Origin of the sequence: Candidatus Palauibacter sp., assembly GCF_965237495.1 — a bacterium.
In the GTDB taxonomy this organism is placed as follows: Bacteria; Gemmatimonadota; Gemmatimonadetes; order Palauibacterales; family Palauibacteraceae; genus Palauibacter.
Genome location: NZ_OZ250143.1, coordinates 123008 through 139012, shown reverse-complemented (window position 1 = coordinate 139012; position 16005 = coordinate 123008). Strand labels below are relative to the sequence as shown.

Annotated in this window: 16 protein-coding genes; 9 read left to right on the top strand and 7 right to left on the bottom strand. The window is 68.5% G+C overall.

What is annotated here, in order from left to right:
• Window positions 1-29 precede the first annotated feature (29 nt).
• The 4 genes from rpe to ACPXY0_RS00585 all read left to right on the top strand — a co-directional run bounded on the left by rpe (window position 30) and on the right by ACPXY0_RS00585 (window position 4399).
• Window positions 30-707 (top strand): ribulose-phosphate 3-epimerase, encoded by a 678-nt coding sequence (gene rpe, locus ACPXY0_RS00600; RefSeq protein ID WP_423930750.1) that lies wholly within the window; start codon window positions 30-32, stop codon window positions 705-707.
• A gap of 7 nt (window positions 708-714) precedes the next feature.
• Window positions 715-1893: a molybdopterin-synthase adenylyltransferase MoeB gene (moeB, locus tag ACPXY0_RS00595; protein WP_423927480.1), complete on the top strand. Its 1179-nt coding sequence runs from the start codon at window positions 715-717 to the stop codon at window positions 1891-1893.
• Entirely contained in the window at window positions 1893-2810 is a 918-nt protein-coding gene (locus tag ACPXY0_RS00590; protein WP_423927478.1) for a cobalamin-binding protein, read from the top strand. Before moeB ends, ACPXY0_RS00590 begins: the two co-directional genes overlap by 1 nt.
• Window positions 2811-3649: 839 nt before the next feature.
• On the top strand, window positions 3650-4399 hold the full coding sequence (locus ACPXY0_RS00585) for a hypothetical protein (RefSeq protein WP_423927476.1): 750 nt from the start codon (window positions 3650-3652) through the stop codon (window positions 4397-4399).
• Between the two features lie 487 nt (window positions 4400-4886).
• Here ACPXY0_RS00585 and ACPXY0_RS00580 read toward each other — a convergent pair whose 3' ends face one another.
• From ACPXY0_RS00580 to ACPXY0_RS00565, 4 genes are read right to left on the bottom strand one after another with little or no spacing between them, the layout of a single operon-like run.
• Complete coding sequence (locus ACPXY0_RS00580; protein ID WP_423927474.1) at window positions 4887-5303, bottom strand: type II toxin-antitoxin system VapC family toxin; 417 nt, start codon at window positions 5301-5303, stop codon at window positions 4887-4889.
• On the bottom strand, window positions 5300-5644 hold the full coding sequence (locus ACPXY0_RS00575) for a hypothetical protein (RefSeq protein WP_423927472.1): 345 nt from the start codon (window positions 5642-5644) through the stop codon (window positions 5300-5302). The genes ACPXY0_RS00580 and ACPXY0_RS00575 overlap by 4 nt, the downstream gene beginning before the upstream one ends.
• A 50-nt stretch (window positions 5645-5694) precedes the next feature.
• Entirely contained in the window at window positions 5695-7305 is a 1611-nt protein-coding gene (gene serA, locus ACPXY0_RS00570) for a phosphoglycerate dehydrogenase (RefSeq protein WP_423927470.1), read from the bottom strand.
• Window positions 7302-8402 (bottom strand): pyridoxal-phosphate-dependent aminotransferase family protein, encoded by a 1101-nt coding sequence (locus ACPXY0_RS00565; protein ID WP_423927468.1) that lies wholly within the window; start codon window positions 8400-8402, stop codon window positions 7302-7304. The genes serA and ACPXY0_RS00565 overlap by 4 nt, the downstream gene beginning before the upstream one ends.
• 145 nt (window positions 8403-8547) lie before the next feature.
• On the opposite strand from ACPXY0_RS00565, the gene ACPXY0_RS00560 reads away from it, so the two are divergent.
• On the top strand, window positions 8548-8811 hold the full coding sequence (locus tag ACPXY0_RS00560) for a hypothetical protein (RefSeq protein ID WP_423927466.1): 264 nt from the start codon (window positions 8548-8550) through the stop codon (window positions 8809-8811).
• Between the two features lie 25 nt (window positions 8812-8836).
• The gene (locus ACPXY0_RS00555) at window positions 8837-9121 is read left to right on the top strand and encodes a hypothetical protein (RefSeq protein ID WP_423927464.1); all 285 of its coding nucleotides are present in this window, start codon (window positions 8837-8839) and stop codon (window positions 9119-9121) included.
• Between the two features lie 22 nt (window positions 9122-9143).
• Here the strand turns inward: ACPXY0_RS00555 and ACPXY0_RS00550 are convergent, their stop codons facing one another.
• Entirely contained in the window at window positions 9144-10484 is a 1341-nt protein-coding gene (locus tag ACPXY0_RS00550) for an alanine/glycine:cation symporter family protein (RefSeq protein WP_423927462.1), read from the bottom strand.
• 208 nt (window positions 10485-10692) lie between these two features.
• On the opposite strand from ACPXY0_RS00550, the gene ACPXY0_RS00545 reads away from it, so the two are divergent.
• On the top strand, window positions 10693-12237 hold the full coding sequence (locus tag ACPXY0_RS00545) for a DbpA RNA binding domain-containing protein (protein ID WP_423927460.1): 1545 nt from the start codon (window positions 10693-10695) through the stop codon (window positions 12235-12237).
• The gene (locus tag ACPXY0_RS00540; protein WP_423927458.1) at window positions 12238-13275 is read left to right on the top strand and encodes a potassium channel family protein; all 1038 of its coding nucleotides are present in this window, start codon (window positions 12238-12240) and stop codon (window positions 13273-13275) included.
• A 47-nt stretch (window positions 13276-13322) separates the two neighbouring features.
• Here the strand turns inward: ACPXY0_RS00540 and ACPXY0_RS00535 are convergent, their stop codons facing one another.
• Window positions 13323-14822 carry a sodium:solute symporter family protein gene (locus ACPXY0_RS00535; protein WP_423927456.1) on the bottom strand — a complete coding sequence of 500 codons (1500 nt, stop codon included), beginning with the start codon at window positions 14820-14822 and terminating at the stop codon, window positions 13323-13325.
• A 57-nt stretch (window positions 14823-14879) separates the two neighbouring features.
• Window positions 14880-15608, bottom strand: a complete 729-nt coding sequence (locus tag ACPXY0_RS00530; protein WP_423927454.1) for a hypothetical protein — start codon at window positions 15606-15608, stop codon at window positions 14880-14882.
• Between the two features lie 80 nt (window positions 15609-15688).
• On the opposite strand from ACPXY0_RS00530, the gene ACPXY0_RS00525 reads away from it, so the two are divergent.
• Window positions 15689-16000, top strand: a complete 312-nt coding sequence (locus tag ACPXY0_RS00525) for a metal-sensitive transcriptional regulator (protein ID WP_423927452.1) — start codon at window positions 15689-15691, stop codon at window positions 15998-16000.
• Window positions 16001-16005: the final 5 nt, after the last annotated feature.

The following is a 16005-nucleotide window of genomic DNA, read 5'->3' as shown; positions in this document are numbered from 1 at the left end:
TCGTGGCGGAACGCGGACTGAAGCGGGACATGCCGGGGGGGCGGGTCATCGCGCCCTCGATCCTCGCCGCCGACTACGCGCGGCTGGGCGCGGAGGTGGCCGAGGCGGAGGCCGCGGGCGCGGAGTGGTTCCAGCTCGACGTCATGGACGGGCATTTCGTCCCGAGTCTCACGATCGGGCTGCCGGTGCTCGAATCGCTGCGCGCGGTGACGGACGCGTTCCTGGACGTTCACCTGATGATCGACAACCCGGGCGAGTTCCTGGCACCGTTCGCGGCGGCCGGCGCCGACATGATCACGGTCCACCAGGAGGTCTCGGCGCACCTGCACGGAGACCTGCACCGGATCCGGGAGCTGGGGTGCTACGCCGGCGTGGCGCTCAACCCGGCCACCCCCGCCGAGACGCTGTCGGAGGTACTGGGCTACGTCGACCTCGTCCTCGTGATGACGGTGAACCCCGGGTTCGGGGGACAGAAGTTCATCCGCGAGGCGGTGCCGAAGATCTCGACCGTCCTGCGGATGGCCGCGGACCGCGGCATCGCGCCGCCGGTCATTCAGGTCGACGGAGGGATCGATCCGACCTCGGCCCCCGTCTGCGCTGCCGCCGGGGCGTCGTCGTTCGTGGCGGGCTCCTCCGTGTTCCGGTGGGCGCCGGGGATCGCCGCGAACATGGCGGCGCTGCGCGCGTCGCTCGCCGTCCACGTCTGAGAATGCCGTGAGCGGCGGGCTTTCGCGTGACGAACTCGTCCGCTACGGGCGCCACGTCAGCATCCCGGAAGTAGGTCTGCGAGGGCAGGAGCGGCTGCGCGAATCCAGCGTCCTCATCGTGGGGGCGGGCGGCCTCGGTTCGCCGGCCGCCCTCTACCTCGCCGCGGCGGGCGTGGGCCGGCTCGGACTCGTCGACCACGACCTCGTGGAACTCTCCAACCTCCAGCGCCAGGTGCTGCACGACACGAACGCGGTGGGCACCTCGAAGCTCGACTCCGCGCGCGCCCGTCTGGAAGGGCTGAACCCCCACGTCGCGATCGAGACGTTCGAGACCCGCCTCGATTCGGGGAACGCGCTGGAGATCCTCGGGGGGTGGGACTTCGTGGTCGACGGGAGCGACAACTTCCCGACCCGGTACCTCGTGAACGACGCCTGCGTGATGCTGGGGACGCCCTTCGCGTACGGGGCCATCCTCCGCTTCGAGGGCCAGGCGTCGGTGTTCGCGGCCCCCGGCGGCCCTTGCTACCGGTGCCTGTTCCGGGATCCGCCGCCGCCGGATCTCGTGCCCAACTGCGCGGAGGCGGGGGTGCTCGGGGTATTGCCCGGCATCGTGGGGTCGATCCAGGCGAACGAGGCGATCAAGTGGCTGGCCGGGATCGGCGACACGCTCGCCGGCCGGCTGCTCCTGATCGACGCGCTGCGGATGGAGTTCCGGTCGCTGGACATCGCCCCCGACCCCGAGTGCGCGGTGTGCGGCCCCGAGCCGAGCGTGACGGAACTCATCGACTACGAGCGTTTCTGCGGCGGATCGCCTCGCGACGAGGCGGCGGGCGGAGGCGCGCACACGGAGGGTGCCATGCACGACCTCGACATCGACGTGCACGAGCTGAAGCGGCGGGTCGACGCGGGAGAGAGCTTCCAGCTCATCGATGTGCGCGAAGACTACGAGTGGGCGATCTGCAATCTCGAGGACGTGGGCGCGCGTCTCGTGCCGCTCGCGACCCTCCCGCAGGCCGCGGAGAGCTTCGACGCGTCGGAACCGCTCATCATCCATTGCCGCTCGGGCCCCCGCGGCGACCGCGCCGTCGAGTACCTGCGCGCCGTCGGGTTCGACAACGCCGTCAACCTCGCGGGCGGGATCCTGGCGTGGGCCGAGGAGATCGATCCCGCGATGCCGCAGTACTGATGCGCATCGTCTCGCTCCTCGCGTCGGGGACCGAGATCGTCGACGCCCTCGGCCTCGGCGAGTGCCTCGTCGGCATCTCGCACGAGTGCGACCACCCGCCGCACCTGCTGGACCGTCCGCGCGCGAGCCGGCCCCGCTTCGATCCCGAGGGTCTTTCGAGCGGAGAGATCGACGACGCCGTGCGGAAGGCCATGATCGAACACGGAAGCGTCTACGAGATCGACGCGGCCGTGCTCGAGAGGCTCGCTCCGGACATCATCATCACCCAGGCCGTATGCGAGGTGTGCGCCGTGCCGACGAGCGGGGTGAGGGAGGTGCTCGGGGCGCGCGGGATCGAGGCCGAGGTCGTGTCGCTCGACGCCCACACCATCGACGACATCCTCGCCTCGCTCGGGCAGGTGGCGCGGGCCGCCGGAAATCCGGAGGTCGCACGAGGCCCGGGGAGCTCGCTCCGGAGGCGACTTGATGGGGTGCGAGCAGCGGTGCGGGACGTCCGTCCGCCGCGCGTGCTGGGGATCGAGTGGTTCGATCCGCCCTTCGCGCCCGGCCACTGGGTGCCGGAGATGATCGAACTTGCCGGAGGCCTGAACCTGGCGGGCGAGGCGGGACGGCCCTCCCGCGAGGTGTCGTGGGAAGAGATCGGAGACCTGGATCCGGACGCCCTCCTCCTCATGCCCTGCGGGTACGGTCTGGAAGCGGCCCGGGAAGACGCCGACACGCACGCCGAGCGGCTGGAGCGAGTGGCCCCGCGCGCGGTCGCCGAGGGCCGCGCCTGGGTCGTCGACGCCTCCTCCTACTTCAACCGCTCGGGCCCTCGCTTCGTCACCGGCGTCGAGATCCTGGGCGGGCTCCTCCATCCGGATCGCCTCCCCGCGCCGGACTCGGAGGTCGCCGCCGTGTGGACACCTTCGGTCTAGGAATGGGGATTACAAAGAAGGTGTACAGGGCATGGCGCGACGACATGGAGGCGAGTACGCCGATGGTGAGCTTGACGACGTTATCGAGTACGACCAACGTGACGGTGCGCGTTACCAACGCTTCCAGCGAGGAAGTGTTCTTTGACACACAGCAGATCACGGTCAACGCGCGGTTGGATTACCGGCCACCATTGCTTAGTGCGTCATGGACATTTGAGAGCAGGTCGTTCTTGGCGAACTTGAACAACAACCTGCCTACACTTGGGTTCTATGACATTCCCACCACCGCACCAGCCCCTCCCACCGCACAGCCGGGCTCCGGTCCCTGGACGGGTGAGTTCGTATCAGAAGATCCCCCGTATATTCCGACATCCATTTACGTTGTTTCGGACTACTCTGTCGGTTACGGCGCCGCACATGCGGGCGCCAACAGCACGTGTGCAAGCTCCAGTAGCAATGTGCTGCCCAGCTCCACGTACCATCAGGTAAACGGCTATTGTAAACATGGGCACACGCGGTCGTATTTCGAGATCAGATCAGAGACCACGAGGAAGAGCACCAGGATGGCCTCAACGATTGCATAAACAGCACGAATGCGACGGCGATATTTAATGTCATGGAACCTTTGAACGGGGTTGACGAAGCCGCCATCAATCTGACCTTGGCTACTAAGTGGGACAAGTTCTATTATCAGTATTACATCAACGCCAGCTACCAAGCGAGCGCCTATACGAGCCCAGACCAGTTCTGGCAGTATGGTACATCTTGGTTTTTGAACAATGGGCAAATTGCGGGTCATGGTAGTAACGTGCCACATAGCTGCTAGAAGGAGAAGGCGAATGAGACAGTCTATCTTGTTGTTGGGCATGTTGGTCATTTCCGCAGGACTGGAAGCGCAGACCGATACACCAAAAGGCATGATTATGGAAGAAGGCGAATGGAGGGTACCGACACCAGTCACCGCCCTTAGAGCGTTGCGTGAAAGCCCGGGATCGGCCGATGCCGTAAGTGCCGCCATCGCCGTTCTGAGACAGAAGTTCGAGTCCCGGCCGATCGCGGAACTGGATGCGTTTGCAGAGGAACTTGCACAGTTGATGCGCGAAGATTCAGGGGCGACCGCGATCGGCGCCGGCTCGATTCCGCACCGGGCGGGGATGGTGATGAAGGACGCATCGGAAGGCGTTCCCTATACGGGGGCCAAGGACGCTTTTGTCCGCCTGTACGAGTCCTATGATGACCGCACATCTCGCGGCGCGGACATGGCTCTGTTTGAAGTCTTTCGTACGGGGGGCGAGGATTACGTACGAGAATTGTTCGACGCGAGCGAGGAACGGCCTCCGTGTTCCTCCCCGGTACCCGTGACGGATGCAGTGGGTAGACCTGTTCTTGATTCAGACGGCCGGATGATTTTGACCGAACCGGAGAATCCGTGTCCCAACGCCACCACCTGGTGCCAAGCCGGCCTACTTCTCTTGTCGATAGGTGAAGGGCCGGACCCTATGCTTTGGCGACACCGATGCCAACTTCAACGGGGGGGTTCGCCTGCTAAGACCACCCCTCTTTCCCTATATTTCGCATACCCACGGTAAGAGGCGAGCATCATAGCCATATGTCTCCCCAACGCCGGGGGAGCCATGATCCAGCCGCGGTTGTAGCGCTCGATGAATGCCCCGCTCACCTCCCGGGTTTCCTCGAGTGTCTCGAATGGGTACAATGCTTGCTTACAGAGTAATGGTACAATCTTTAGGGGACTACATATTTGCTGTACAGGTACGGTAATCACCTGACACCCGACCTCGCCGAGATCGGCGCTTCAAGCTGCAGTCTTCACCTCCTTTCCGGCTGACTTCTTGCGGCTCCTGGGCTTGCGGATCCCTTTCGTGAAGACCTCGTTGGCGGCATCCTGGCCTGGGCCGAGGAGATCGACGCCGCGGTGCGCCGGGCGATGATGGACCACGGAAGCGTCTACAAGGTCGACGGCGCCATGATCGAGGGACTCGACCCGGACATCATCATCACGCAGGCCGTGTGCGAGGTGTGTGCCGTGCCGACGGGCGGGGTACGGGAGGTCCTTCGTCAGACGCCTCCGGGGACCATCAGGAAACCGGCGGTGTTGAAGTGCCGGTCCAGCGTCAGCGCTTCTTCGATGCCCAGTTCGGTCATCACCTCGAAGCTTGCGGCATCGGCAAGGGAGAAGCTCTGGTCGGCAAAACGCCGGATCCAACGATCGATGGCCACGGTCTCCCGCTCGCTGCCTACGTACTCGATCCGGTTGGGCGGTTGCCGGATCGCTTCGAGGAATGCGAACGCGGCCCGTCGACCTTTGCGACTGAGCAGCAGCGCGTGCGTCTCCACCACCACCAGATTCGTCGTGACGACCGCAGCACCTTCTCGCACGCGAACCCTGAGAGCTGCGGCGACCGCTCCGTGTTCCGGGTGCCCGGGATCGGCCAGCGGATACCACGCGCTGGTGTCGACGAACAGCGCCTTCACTCGGAGGCGTTGCCGTCCGGTTCCCGCCGTGGACCCGAGGACCAGGATGCGATCTCGGCGTCCGCGAGAACGTCATCGTGAGCGCGTGCCGGATCGGGGGAGAGATCCCCGCGGGACCTCGTCGCGCCGGCGATGCCGATGATCGAGAGCGCGGGGTGCCGGTCGGGATCCGAGAGCTGCAACTCGAGCGCTTCCAGACCTCGGCGAAGGACGTTCGACTTGGTAGTGTCGAGTTCTTTCCTCAGACGCTCCAGCCGGTCCCGCTCGTTCGGCGCCAGGTAGACCTGGACCGGTTCCGAAACTCGTCCTGGCTTCCCGCCACCATCATGAACGGTACTCATGATTCATGATAATGAAAGGAGCGCCGCGACGCCAAGCACGGCGGGGCGGGTCAGTCGAATTGGATCTGCTGCACCTCGTCGACGCCGTCGAGATCGTTCAGCGCGCGCAGCACCTCGGGCGGCAGTTCACCGTCGATGCGCACGACACCGAAGGAGCGGCGTCCGCCCCGGCGCCGCGCGAGGTGGTACTCGGCGATGTTCGCGTTCGCTTCGCCCAACAGGGTGCCGACGGCGCCGATCACGCCAGGCTGGTCGCGATTCCGAATGAAGAGGCAGATGCCGACCGGTACCGTGTCCACGCGGAACGTCCCGACGCGCACGATCCGCGGGTCCATCGCGGTCCCCATGAGGGCGCCCCCCACGACCTCTCTCTTGTTCCGGCCGAAGGCCGCCGAGAGTTCGACGTAGTTCGTGTAATCGCCCTCGGCCTGGGTGCGGAGCCGCGTGATCTCCAGACCGCGCTCGGAGGCGATCGAGAGCGCGTTCACGACGTTGAGCGGCGGGTCGACCCGGCGCTCGAGGAAGCCCACCGCGACGCTCGCCGCGAGCGGGCCGAGCACCCCATCCCGGGGCCCTCCGTAGCGGACTTCGATCCGGCGCGGCGGCGCGTCGTCGAGCCCGGCCAGCAGCCGGCCCAGACAGCGGCCCAGATACATGATCGGGCCGGCGCCGTCACGATCTTCCGCCTCGAACGGGGCGTTGAGCGCGGCGCTGAAATCTCCCTTGAGCAGGGCATCCCGCACCGAGACGGCGATCTGCCGGGAGACCTGGCGCTGCGCCTCGAACGTCGACGCGCCGAGATGGGGACTGAACACGAGTTGGGGCGCCTGCCGGAGCGGGCTATCGGCCGGGAGCGGCTCCGTCTCGAACACGTCGAGGCCGGCCGCGCCCAGATGTCCGCTGACCAGCGCCTCGGCCAGCGCGGCTTCGTCCACCAACCCGCCCCGCGCCGCATTGATCAGGATCGCGCCCCGGCGCATGGCCGCGATCTCCTTGCGCCCGATGAACCCGCGATTCTCCGCCGAGAGCGGGACGTGCAGCGTCAGCGCGTGGCACGCGGGGAGAAGTGTGCCGAGATCTGCGAGTTCGACCCCCAGATCGCTCGCTCGCTCGGCGATCACGAACGGATCGTGGGCGATCACGCGCATCCCGAACGCGCGCGCGCGCCAAGCGACCTCCGCCCCGATGCGGCCGAGCCCGATCACGCCCAGCGTCTTCCCGCTCAGTTGGATGCCCCGCAGCTCCTTCCGCCTCCATTCCCCATCGCGGATACTCGCGTCCGCCTCGGGAAGCCGGCGGGCGGCGGCGAGGAGGAGGGCAAACGCCAGTTCGGCGGTCGACTGGGTGTTCGCGGCCGGGGCGTTGAGGACCGCGATTCCGCGCCGCGTGGCCTCTGGAATGTCGATGTTGTCGACCCCGACTCCCGCCCGACCGACGACCCGGAGCGCGTCGCCGGCCCGGATGAGGTCCGCGTCCACCTTCGTACGGCTGCGGACGATCAGCGCGGACGCGCCCGGCAGCGCGCGCAGGAGCCCCTCCCGGTCCCCCTCGCTCAGGTCTTCGACGACGATCCCGGGGGTGGCGCGCAACGTCTCGAGGCCCTCCGGGAGGAGAGGGTCCGCGACGATGAGGCGCTGGATAACGCCGGCGGTTTCGCTCACAGCACGTCGTCGAGGACCGCCAGAAGCGCCTCCAACTCCTCCAGCGTATGCTCGCCCATGTGTCCGATCCTGAACGAATCCGCTTTCAACGGCCCGTACCCCGCGGCCACCGTGTACCCGTGGGCCCCGGCCCGGGCGACGACCTCCGGCCCCGTGAGGCCCTCGGGGAGCATGATGACGGTGACGCACGGCGACCGATAGCCTTCCGGCGCCAGCACGCGCCACGGCTGCCCCGTGCGGGCCGCGATCCGGTCCACCCACTCGTACGTGCGGCGCGCCATCCCGTCGTGCCGCCGCCAGCGCGCCTCCATCCCCTCCTCCATCATCCGGGCCAGTTGCCGCTCGAGCGCGAAGAAGAGCGACACGGCCGGCGTGTTCGGCGTCTGCCAGCGCTCGAGGTTCTTTTCGAACTTGAGGATATCGAAGTAGAAGCCGCGGTGCTCGACCTCCCGGGCGCGGGCGAGCGCCCGCTCCGAGGCGACCGCGAGCGCGAGGCCCGGGGGCAGCGCGATCGCCTTCTGGGAGCCGGTGAGGACGAAGTCCAGACCCCACGCATCGGTCCGGACCGGCGCTCCGGCGAGCGACGAGACGGTGTCGACGGCGATGAGCACATCGTCGAACTCGTGAACGACGGCGGCCAGTTCCTCCAGCGGGTTGAGGACGCCGGTCGAACTCTCCGAATGCACGACCGTGACAAGGTCGTAGCGGCCCGGCGCTTCCGAGAGCGCGGCCCGCAGCAGGTCCGGGAGGTTCGGCTTCCCCCACTCGGCCTCGAGCCTGTCCGCGGGACGCCCCGTCGCCTCGGCGATGGCATGAAACCGCTGACTGAACGAGCCGTTGACGAGGCAGAGCACGCGGCGGCGCGTGAGGTTCGTGATCGCCGCCTCCATCATGCCGGTGGCGGAGGAGGTCGACAGGTACACCGGCCGCGTCGTCTGAAAGAGTCGCGAAGCGGAGGGCTGCAACCCCTCGACGAGCCCCGACACCTCGGCGCTCCGATGCCCCACCACGGGCCGTCGCATGGCGTCGAACAGGTCGGGCGGCACTTCCGTGGGACCGGGCAGGAAAAAGCGCCCGAAAGTGATTGGCGAGTTCATGGCGGGAGATGGTATCGCCCTCGGACGCGCGAGGCCAACGTTCCGGTTGACGGGTCGATCGGGCCGCAAGATCTTGCGGCCCGATCGATGCTGTCCCGCTCCTCCGGAGCCGATCACGGGCCCCGATCGCCGAACCCGGATTCACATGCGCTACGTCACCATCACCGACCATTCTCCGGAAGACGTCCTCGAACGCGCGAAGCGTTTCTTCGGCGAGCATTCGAATCTCCGGGTGCGCGAGGAGACCGCGTCTTCGCTCACCTTCGCCGGAGAGATCGGGCTGGCCCGCTTCGCGGTCGACCGCGACGGCGGCCACACCAACGTACGCGTGGAGACGGACCGCGTGGCGGGGCTCGATGTGACCGACCTCGCGAAGCGGTTCCTCTACACGCTCCGCAACCGCCACTGAACCCGCCCGAGAGGACGACGACCGAATGAACGCCACGGAACGCATCACTGTTCGTCTCATGATGCCCGACCGCTGGCTCGAGCACGTGGCCGAACTTCCGGCCGACACGACCGTGGAGGCGGCCAAGGCGTTCGGGATCCGCGAGATGCTGCAACGCTCCTCCGACGACCCCGCCGACTTCTACACCGAGTACGCCGAGCGGCGCGTCCGGGACGAGATGCGTACCCTGGCCGACATGGGGGTGCCGCCGCGCGGGGTCCTCACGATCCGCGCCTACGACCTGGGCCACTACCCCCCGTTCAAAGGCTAGCGGCGGCGACCACGCAGTCCCGTCAGACGCGCCCGAAGTAGCTCCGCGTCTCCCGCCGCACGACGCCCGACAGCAGGAGAAGGCCCACCAGGTTCGGGGCCGCCATGAGGCCGTTGAGGATGTCCGAGACGAGCCACACGACGTCCAGTTCCACGACCGCGGCGAGGCCGACGACGGCAACGAACGCGAGGCGGTAGGGCGGGATCGCGCGCGCGCCGAAGAGGTAGGCCAAGCTGCGTTCACCGTAGTAGGACCACCCCAGCATCGTGCTGAAGGCGAAGGTCGCGAGGCCGAGGGCGACGATGATGTCGCCGGCGCCCGCGAGGAGGCTCGTGTCGAAGGCCAACTGCGTCATGTTCGCGCCCTCGGCCCCGGAGCTCCACGCCCCCGTGGTGAGGATCGCGAGGCCCGTCAACGTGCAGACGACGATCGTGTCGATGAACGTCTGGGTCATCGAGACGAGCGCCTGGCGCACGGGTTCGCGGGTCTGCGCGGCGGCGGCGGCGATCGCCCCGGTGCCGAGCCCCGATTCGTTCGAGAAGATCCCGCGCGCGACCCCGAAGCGCATCGCCTGCAGGACGGTGTAACCGAGGGCCCCACCGGCTACCGCCCGCCCCCCGAACGCGTACTCGAACACGAGTCCGAACGCCGCCGGGATCTCCGCCGCGTTGGAGATCAGGACCAGACCCGCGACGCCGATATAGAGGACGATCATCGTCGGCACGATGACGCTCGCGACCCGGCCGATGGAACGGATGCCTCCGATGATGACGAACCCGACCGCGGCCGCCGTGACGAGACCCACGATCCAGTGCGGTATCCCGAACGACTCGTTCATCGCGTCCGCCACCGCCTGTGACTGGACGCCGTTGCCGATCCCGAACGCGGCGAGCGTCGCGAAGGCGGCGAAGGCGATCGCGAGAACCCGCCCGAACCCGCCCCGCCCGAGGCCGTGCTCCAGGTAGTACATCGGGCCCCCGGCCTTCTCGCCGCGCGCGTCCGTCTCCCGGTAGCGGACGCCAAGCACCGCCTCGGCGTACTTCGTCGCCATCCCGAGGAGTCCCGTGATCCACATCCAGAAGAGCGCGCCGGGGCCGCCCGCCCCGATGGCGGTCGCCACGCCCACGATGTTCCCCGTGCCGACGGTCGCTGCGAGCGCCGTCATGAGCGCCTGGAAGTGGGAGATGTCGCCCTCGCCGTCCGGCTCGCGGCGCTTCACGAGCGCGAGCCAGAGCGCGTGCCACAGGCGGCGGAACTGCAGTCCCCGCAGGAGGAAGGTATACACGAGGCCTGTCATGAGGAGCAGGATGATGAGGGGTACGCCCCACACCCACGCCTGAATCGTCTCCAGGGCCTGGACCACGGGAATCCGCTTCGCCTTGTGAAAGGGATGAGAGAGAGCCCCCGGGTCTGCCGCTGGCCGGGGGGGTGGGACGTTAGGCCGGTGCCCGCGGCGGCGTCAACGTCGCGGCGGCGCTCTTTGGGCCGGCCATCGGCTTGCGTATCTTGCCAGCGATCCCGGAGGACGCCCGCTCGCGCACCTGTATCCACGCTTTGGAAAGATCCCGCTCTTGAATCAGCACCAGCCGGAGGAAGTGGTCGCGGCGGAGGCACCGTTGCCGGAAGCGCTCGAGGCGCTCTCGGCGGCGGTCGCGCGGGGGCGTCACCTCGCGCTCATCGCCGCCGAGGGGGCGGGCCTCGCGCAGCTCTACGCGGCGGCGGCGATACGCGATCTGGCGGCGGCCGGCGACGGAGAGGGGCGCGTCTTCGTGCTGACCGCGTCCGTGGACCGGGCGCGGCGTTGCGCGGCCCGCATGTACGAGGCGGCGCGGGGGGCGGGGCACGACGTGGTCGTCGTCGCGCCGGGGGCGACGCCGGAGGCGGCGGAGAGGGCGTCGATCCTCGTCGGGCCACCGGCTCCGCTGCTCGAGGCCGTGCGGAAGGGTGACGTCTCCGCCACGGCGCTGAGGACGCTGGTGCTGGACGATGTCCCGGGGCTGGAGCCGGCGTGGTCGGCCGTCGAGGCCGTGCTGCAAGCCTGCGACGAGGGGGCGCGCCGGATCGCGACGACTCACGCCCGCGACGCGGGGTTCGACGAGCTGCTCCTGGGCTGGCTGCCGCGCGCGCGCCGCTGGCCGAACGAACTGTTCGATGATGCGGGGGACGACGCGCCGGACGCCGGCCGCGGGTCGGGGGCGGCGGTCGCCGTCGCGAGCCGGGCCACCCGGGCCGGGCGGCTGGCCCGCCTGGCCGAGCTGCTGCACGACATCATGCCGGCCGGCGCGGCGACCGCCGTCAGCGTCGAAACGGCTCCCGCCGCCGTCGCCGATGTCCGCGCGGCGCTCTCGACGGCCGGGTTCGACGTCGCCGGACCCGGCGGCGACGCTCCCGTGCACGTCGGGGCGTGGGGACAGGTCGATCCCGCTCCGCACGCGGTCGCCTTCGAGCTGCCGCCGGCGCCGGCCCCGCTCGCGCGGGCGGCCGGGACCGCCGACCGCTGTTACGCCATCGTCGACGCGCTGCACGAGCGGCAGTTCAAGCTCACGGCGGCTCGGGCCGGGCTGTCGGTCGCGCCCCTCGGGGAGCCGCTCGACGCCGCGCTGCTGGACGACATCGCGGCCTTCCGGGCCCGCGTCTCCGATGCCCTCCAGCAGCAGGACGCGGCGAGCGGCGCCCTCCTGCTCGCGCCGCTCATCGAGGAACACGGTGCCGCGCACGTCGCCGGCGCCCTCGCCGGCATGCTCCGGGCGGCCGACCACGCCCGCCCGGCTCCGAAGGCCGGGGAACCCCCCACATCCCGGGAGGCCGCGGCGGCGACCCGACCCGCGGTGCGCACCGACGCCCACGCTCGGCGCGCGACCCGACCGACGTGGACCCGCGTCTTCGTCGGCGTCGGGAAGCGCGACGGCGCGGGCCCCGGCGACATCGTCGGAGCCATCACGGGCGAGACACCGGCGGCCGGCGGGCAGATCGGCCGCATTGATATTCGGCACAACTTCAGCCTCGTCGACGTCGATTCCCTCGTGGCGGACGAGGTCGTCCGCGGTCTCGACGGGCGGCGGATCAAGGGTCGGGACGTGGTGGCGCGCCTAGAACGCGGGGCGGTGGGCGGGTAAGTGCGCTTCCACTTCGACCCCAGCCGCTTCGGGACCCGGTTCGGCGGGGCGGTCCTCATCACCGCGACCCTCCTGCTGGTGGGGACGATCGGCTTCTCCCTCATGCCCGGCTGGAGCCTTTCGGACGCCTTCTACATGACCGTCATCACGATCTCGGCGGTCGGGTACGGCGAGATCCAGCCCCTCACCACGCCGGCCGGCCGCGGGTTCGCGGGCTTCCTCATCGCGGGAGGCATCGTCATGCTGGCGGTCTGGTTCGCCCTCATCACGGCGACCCTCGTCGAGATGAACATGGGCCAGGCATTCAGGAAACGCGGAACCATGAAGAGGATCGACCGCATCAGAGACCACATCATCGTGTGCGGCACGGGCCGTACCGGAATCCACGCGATCAAGAGGTTCATCGCCCGTGGCGACCCTTACGTGGCGATCGAGCGAGACGCCGCGCACGTCGCGAACGCGCGGCACCTGGATCCGGACGCACTCATCATCGAGAACGACGCGGCGAGTGACGAGGCGCTGCTGGCGGCCGGCATCACCCGCGCCCGGGGGCTCATCGCGGCACTCAGCGCGGACACCGACAACGCCTTCGTCTGTCTGGCGGCGCGGGAGCTGAACCCGAACCTGACCATCGTGGGCCGGGCTCGCTCGGAGGACTCGGTCGGGAAGCTGAAGAAAGCCGGCGCCGACCGCGTCGTCACGCCGAACGCGACCGGCGGCATTAGGATGGCCTCCCTCGTCCTGCGTCCGGACGTGACGCTCTTCGTCGACGTATCCGGCGAAGACGGCCTGGGGCTGCTCATCGAGCAGGTGCCCGTGTCCCCAATGGCGGAGCTCGCGGGGCTCTCTCTGGCCGAAGCCGCGATCCCGGCCAGAACAGGCCTGCTCGTGGTCGCGATCGAGCGAGGCGACACGGAGGAGGGGGGCGAGCCCTTCCTCTACAACCCGGGTCCGGGGGAAACGATACGACCCGGCGACCACCTCGTCGTGCTCGGCCCTCCGGGCAAGTTCGACGAAATCCGAGGCCTCCTCGCCTGAGGAGGCCTCGGCTTCAGACTCGCCTCCGGACCGGCAGCCCGTGACTGCTAGAGCCGTTCAGGGTTCTTCCGGAAGAAGGGCTCCCACTTCTCCTCGGGAGAGGGCGGCGTGAGCAGACTCACCACGATCAGCAGTCCCAGCGAGATGAGGACGCCGGGGATCACGATGTAGTCGGTGGACGCGAAGTTGAACGGATCGCCTCCGATCGTCATCGTGAAGTTCACGCCCAGCCGGGACAGAAACGCGATCCCGACGATGCTCACGAGCCCGCCCGCGATGCAGGCCACGCCCCCCTGCGCCGTGACGCGGCGCCACAGGAAGGCGGCGAGCAGCGCGGGGGTGAGGCTGGCCCCGATGAGCGAGTAGGCGAACAGCGCCATTTCGAGGACCGTGTCCCACTGCGTGAGCAACACGAGCCCGAGCCCCCCGAACAGGACGACGAAGAGCCGCTGCAGGCCCAGCTTCCGCGCATCGCTCGCCTCCGGGTTCACGAAGCGCTCGTAGAGGTCGCGAGTCACGTTCGTGGACGGCACGAGCAAGAAGGTGTTGCCGGTCGAGAGCACGATGGCGACCGCCGCCGCGAGCAGGATGGCGCCGCCGATGACGGGGAGTCCGTTGGCGGCGATGTAGAGGATCACCGTCTCGGACGCGGCCCGGCCCACGATCGACACCTGCTCCGGATCCGCCAGTTCGGGGAATACGCTTCGGCCGACGATCGCGATCAGCGCGAGCGTGGTCTCGATGAAGACGACCCCGACGAACATCCCGACCACCGCCTTCTTGGCGGACCTCGCGTCCTTGGCGGAGAAGAACTTCTGGTACATCCCGCTCTCACCCAGGATGAGGAGGAACGTCGGCAGCGCGACGCCGAGGACCCAGAGGACGTTGTGGCCTCCCATCATCGTGAGGTGCCCCTCGGGCAGCCCGGCCGCGATCGCCCCGATGCCGCCGTTGGAGAAGACGAGATACGGGAGGCCGATGATGATGCCGAGGGTGATGATGATCCCGTTCAGGAGGTCCACGGAGACGATCGACACCATGCCGGCGAGCGCCGTGAACGTCACGATGGTGATGGCCGTGATGATCATCCCGGCCGTGGGCGAGATGGCGCCGTCGGTGACGATGCTCAGGATCCAGCCGCCGCCCCGGAACTGGTAGGCGGCGATCGTCACGTACGCGAGGATGATCGCGACGGTGCCGAGGACGCGCGCCGCCGCGTTGTAGCGCTGCTCGAGGAGGTCCGGGACCGTGTACTTGGCGATCGCACGCACGCGCGGCGCAAGATAGAACGCGACGAGAAGCCCGGCCCAGGCGCCGAAGGAAAACCACAGCTCCGCGATGCCGGTGCGGTACGCGAGCCCCGCCCCGCCGAACAGCGACCCGGACCCGATCCACGTGCAGACGAGCGTCCCTACGAGGAGGGCGACGGGCACGTTGCGCCCGGCGACCATGAAGTCCGCGTGGCTCTTGATCTGCCGGGAGCGCCACAGCCCGACGCCGATCAGGATGAGGGGATAGCCGAAGACGGCGATCGTGAGCAGGTCCATCGGTCCTCCGCCTTCCGGGGGAATCCGCTACTTCCAGTTCCTCTACTTCCAGTTCCTCTACTTTCCTTTCGACATCCGGCGCTTCAACTCCTCGAGCATGGCGTCGGCCTGCGCCTCCCGGAGTTCGCGTTCGGCCGCGAAGTCCCGCCGTGGCGCACGAGACGCCGGATCGAGCGTCTCCTCCACCTCGCGGGTCGCGTCGTCGAGGTCGGTGCGGCTCTCCATCTTGTCGGCCATGCGGTCGAACGCGTCGACCGAGTCGAGCCGGCTGGCCGAATGCTTGATCGCCTTCGCCCGCCGCTGCTGCACGCTCAGCGAATCCCGGCGCGCCATCGCGCTCTTGAGCTGCTCGGCGCCCTGCGCGGCCTCGTCCCTGTGCTGCCGGATCTCGGCCTGGGTCGCCTCGGCCTTGATGACGAGCACCTCGAGACGCTGCCGGTGCCGCGCCGCGAACCGGTTCGCCACCTCGACCGTCTCGGAGTCGCCGATCTGGGCCGCCTTCGCCGCCCGCCGCTCGGCGGTCCGGGCCGCGTTCTTTTCCTGGTCGGCCTGACGCACCAGCGACTGGAGCCGCGTCTCGAGTTCGGTGATCCGCGCCCGGGTCTCGACGAGTTCCTCGCGCATGGCTTGGATGACGCGGTCGATGTCGTCTTCCGAGACGCCGTCCTGCTTCGCCTCCATGCGGTCGAGCACGTCGTCGACCATCCGCCTCAGTTTCTTGAACATGGCCCTGAGGTTAACAGCCCGCGCCGAAACGCCGCCACCGATCTCCCGGCGTCTTGCCACATATACCATACCCCAGTATAGTATATTCTACGGGAGATCGTCGATGGTTCCTGGTTGAGCGGGAAGAGCGTACGGAGTGAATGGCGGTGGGCGAGGCGGGGGCGCATGCGATGGGGATCGCGGGGGGGACGAAGCGCGACCTCGACCGTCGGCTGGCCCGGATTCGGGGACAGGTCGGGGGCATCGCCCGCATGGTGGAGGACGAGCGGTACTGTCCTGACATACTGCAGCAGTTCGCCGCCGTTCACTCCGCGCTCCGTTCGGCCGAGAAGGAACTTCTGATGAACCACCTCGAACGCTGCGCCACGCACGCGATCGCCGAAGGAGGCGACGCAGCGGTCCGCGTGCGCGAAGAGATCGCGGACCTCTTCATGCGCTTCACCGGCAAGTAGACGGC

Coding starts and splice junctions, on each gene's coding strand:
- rpe (WP_423930750.1), top strand. CDS start 30: ATGCCGGGGGGGCGGGTCATCGCGCCCTCGATCCTCGCCGCCGACTAC.
- ACPXY0_RS00590 (WP_423927478.1), top strand. CDS start 1,893: ATGCGCATCGTCTCGCTCCTCGCGTCGGGGACCGAGATCGTCGACGCC.
- ACPXY0_RS00585 (WP_423927476.1), top strand. CDS start 3,650: ATGAGACAGTCTATCTTGTTGTTGGGCATGTTGGTCATTTCCGCAGGA.
- ACPXY0_RS00575 (WP_423927472.1), bottom strand. CDS start 5,644: ATGAGTACCGTTCATGATGGTGGCGGGAAGCCAGGACGAGTTTCGGAA.
- ACPXY0_RS00565 (WP_423927468.1), bottom strand. CDS start 8,402: ATGAACTCGCCAATCACTTTCGGGCGCTTTTTCCTGCCCGGTCCCACG.
- ACPXY0_RS00560 (WP_423927466.1), top strand. CDS start 8,548: ATGCGCTACGTCACCATCACCGACCATTCTCCGGAAGACGTCCTCGAA.
- ACPXY0_RS00555 (WP_423927464.1), top strand. CDS start 8,837: ATGAACGCCACGGAACGCATCACTGTTCGTCTCATGATGCCCGACCGC.
- ACPXY0_RS00535 (WP_423927456.1), bottom strand. CDS start 14,822: ATGGACCTGCTCACGATCGCCGTCTTCGGCTATCCCCTCATCCTGATC.
- ACPXY0_RS00525 (WP_423927452.1), top strand. CDS start 15,689: ATGGCGGTGGGCGAGGCGGGGGCGCATGCGATGGGGATCGCGGGGGGG.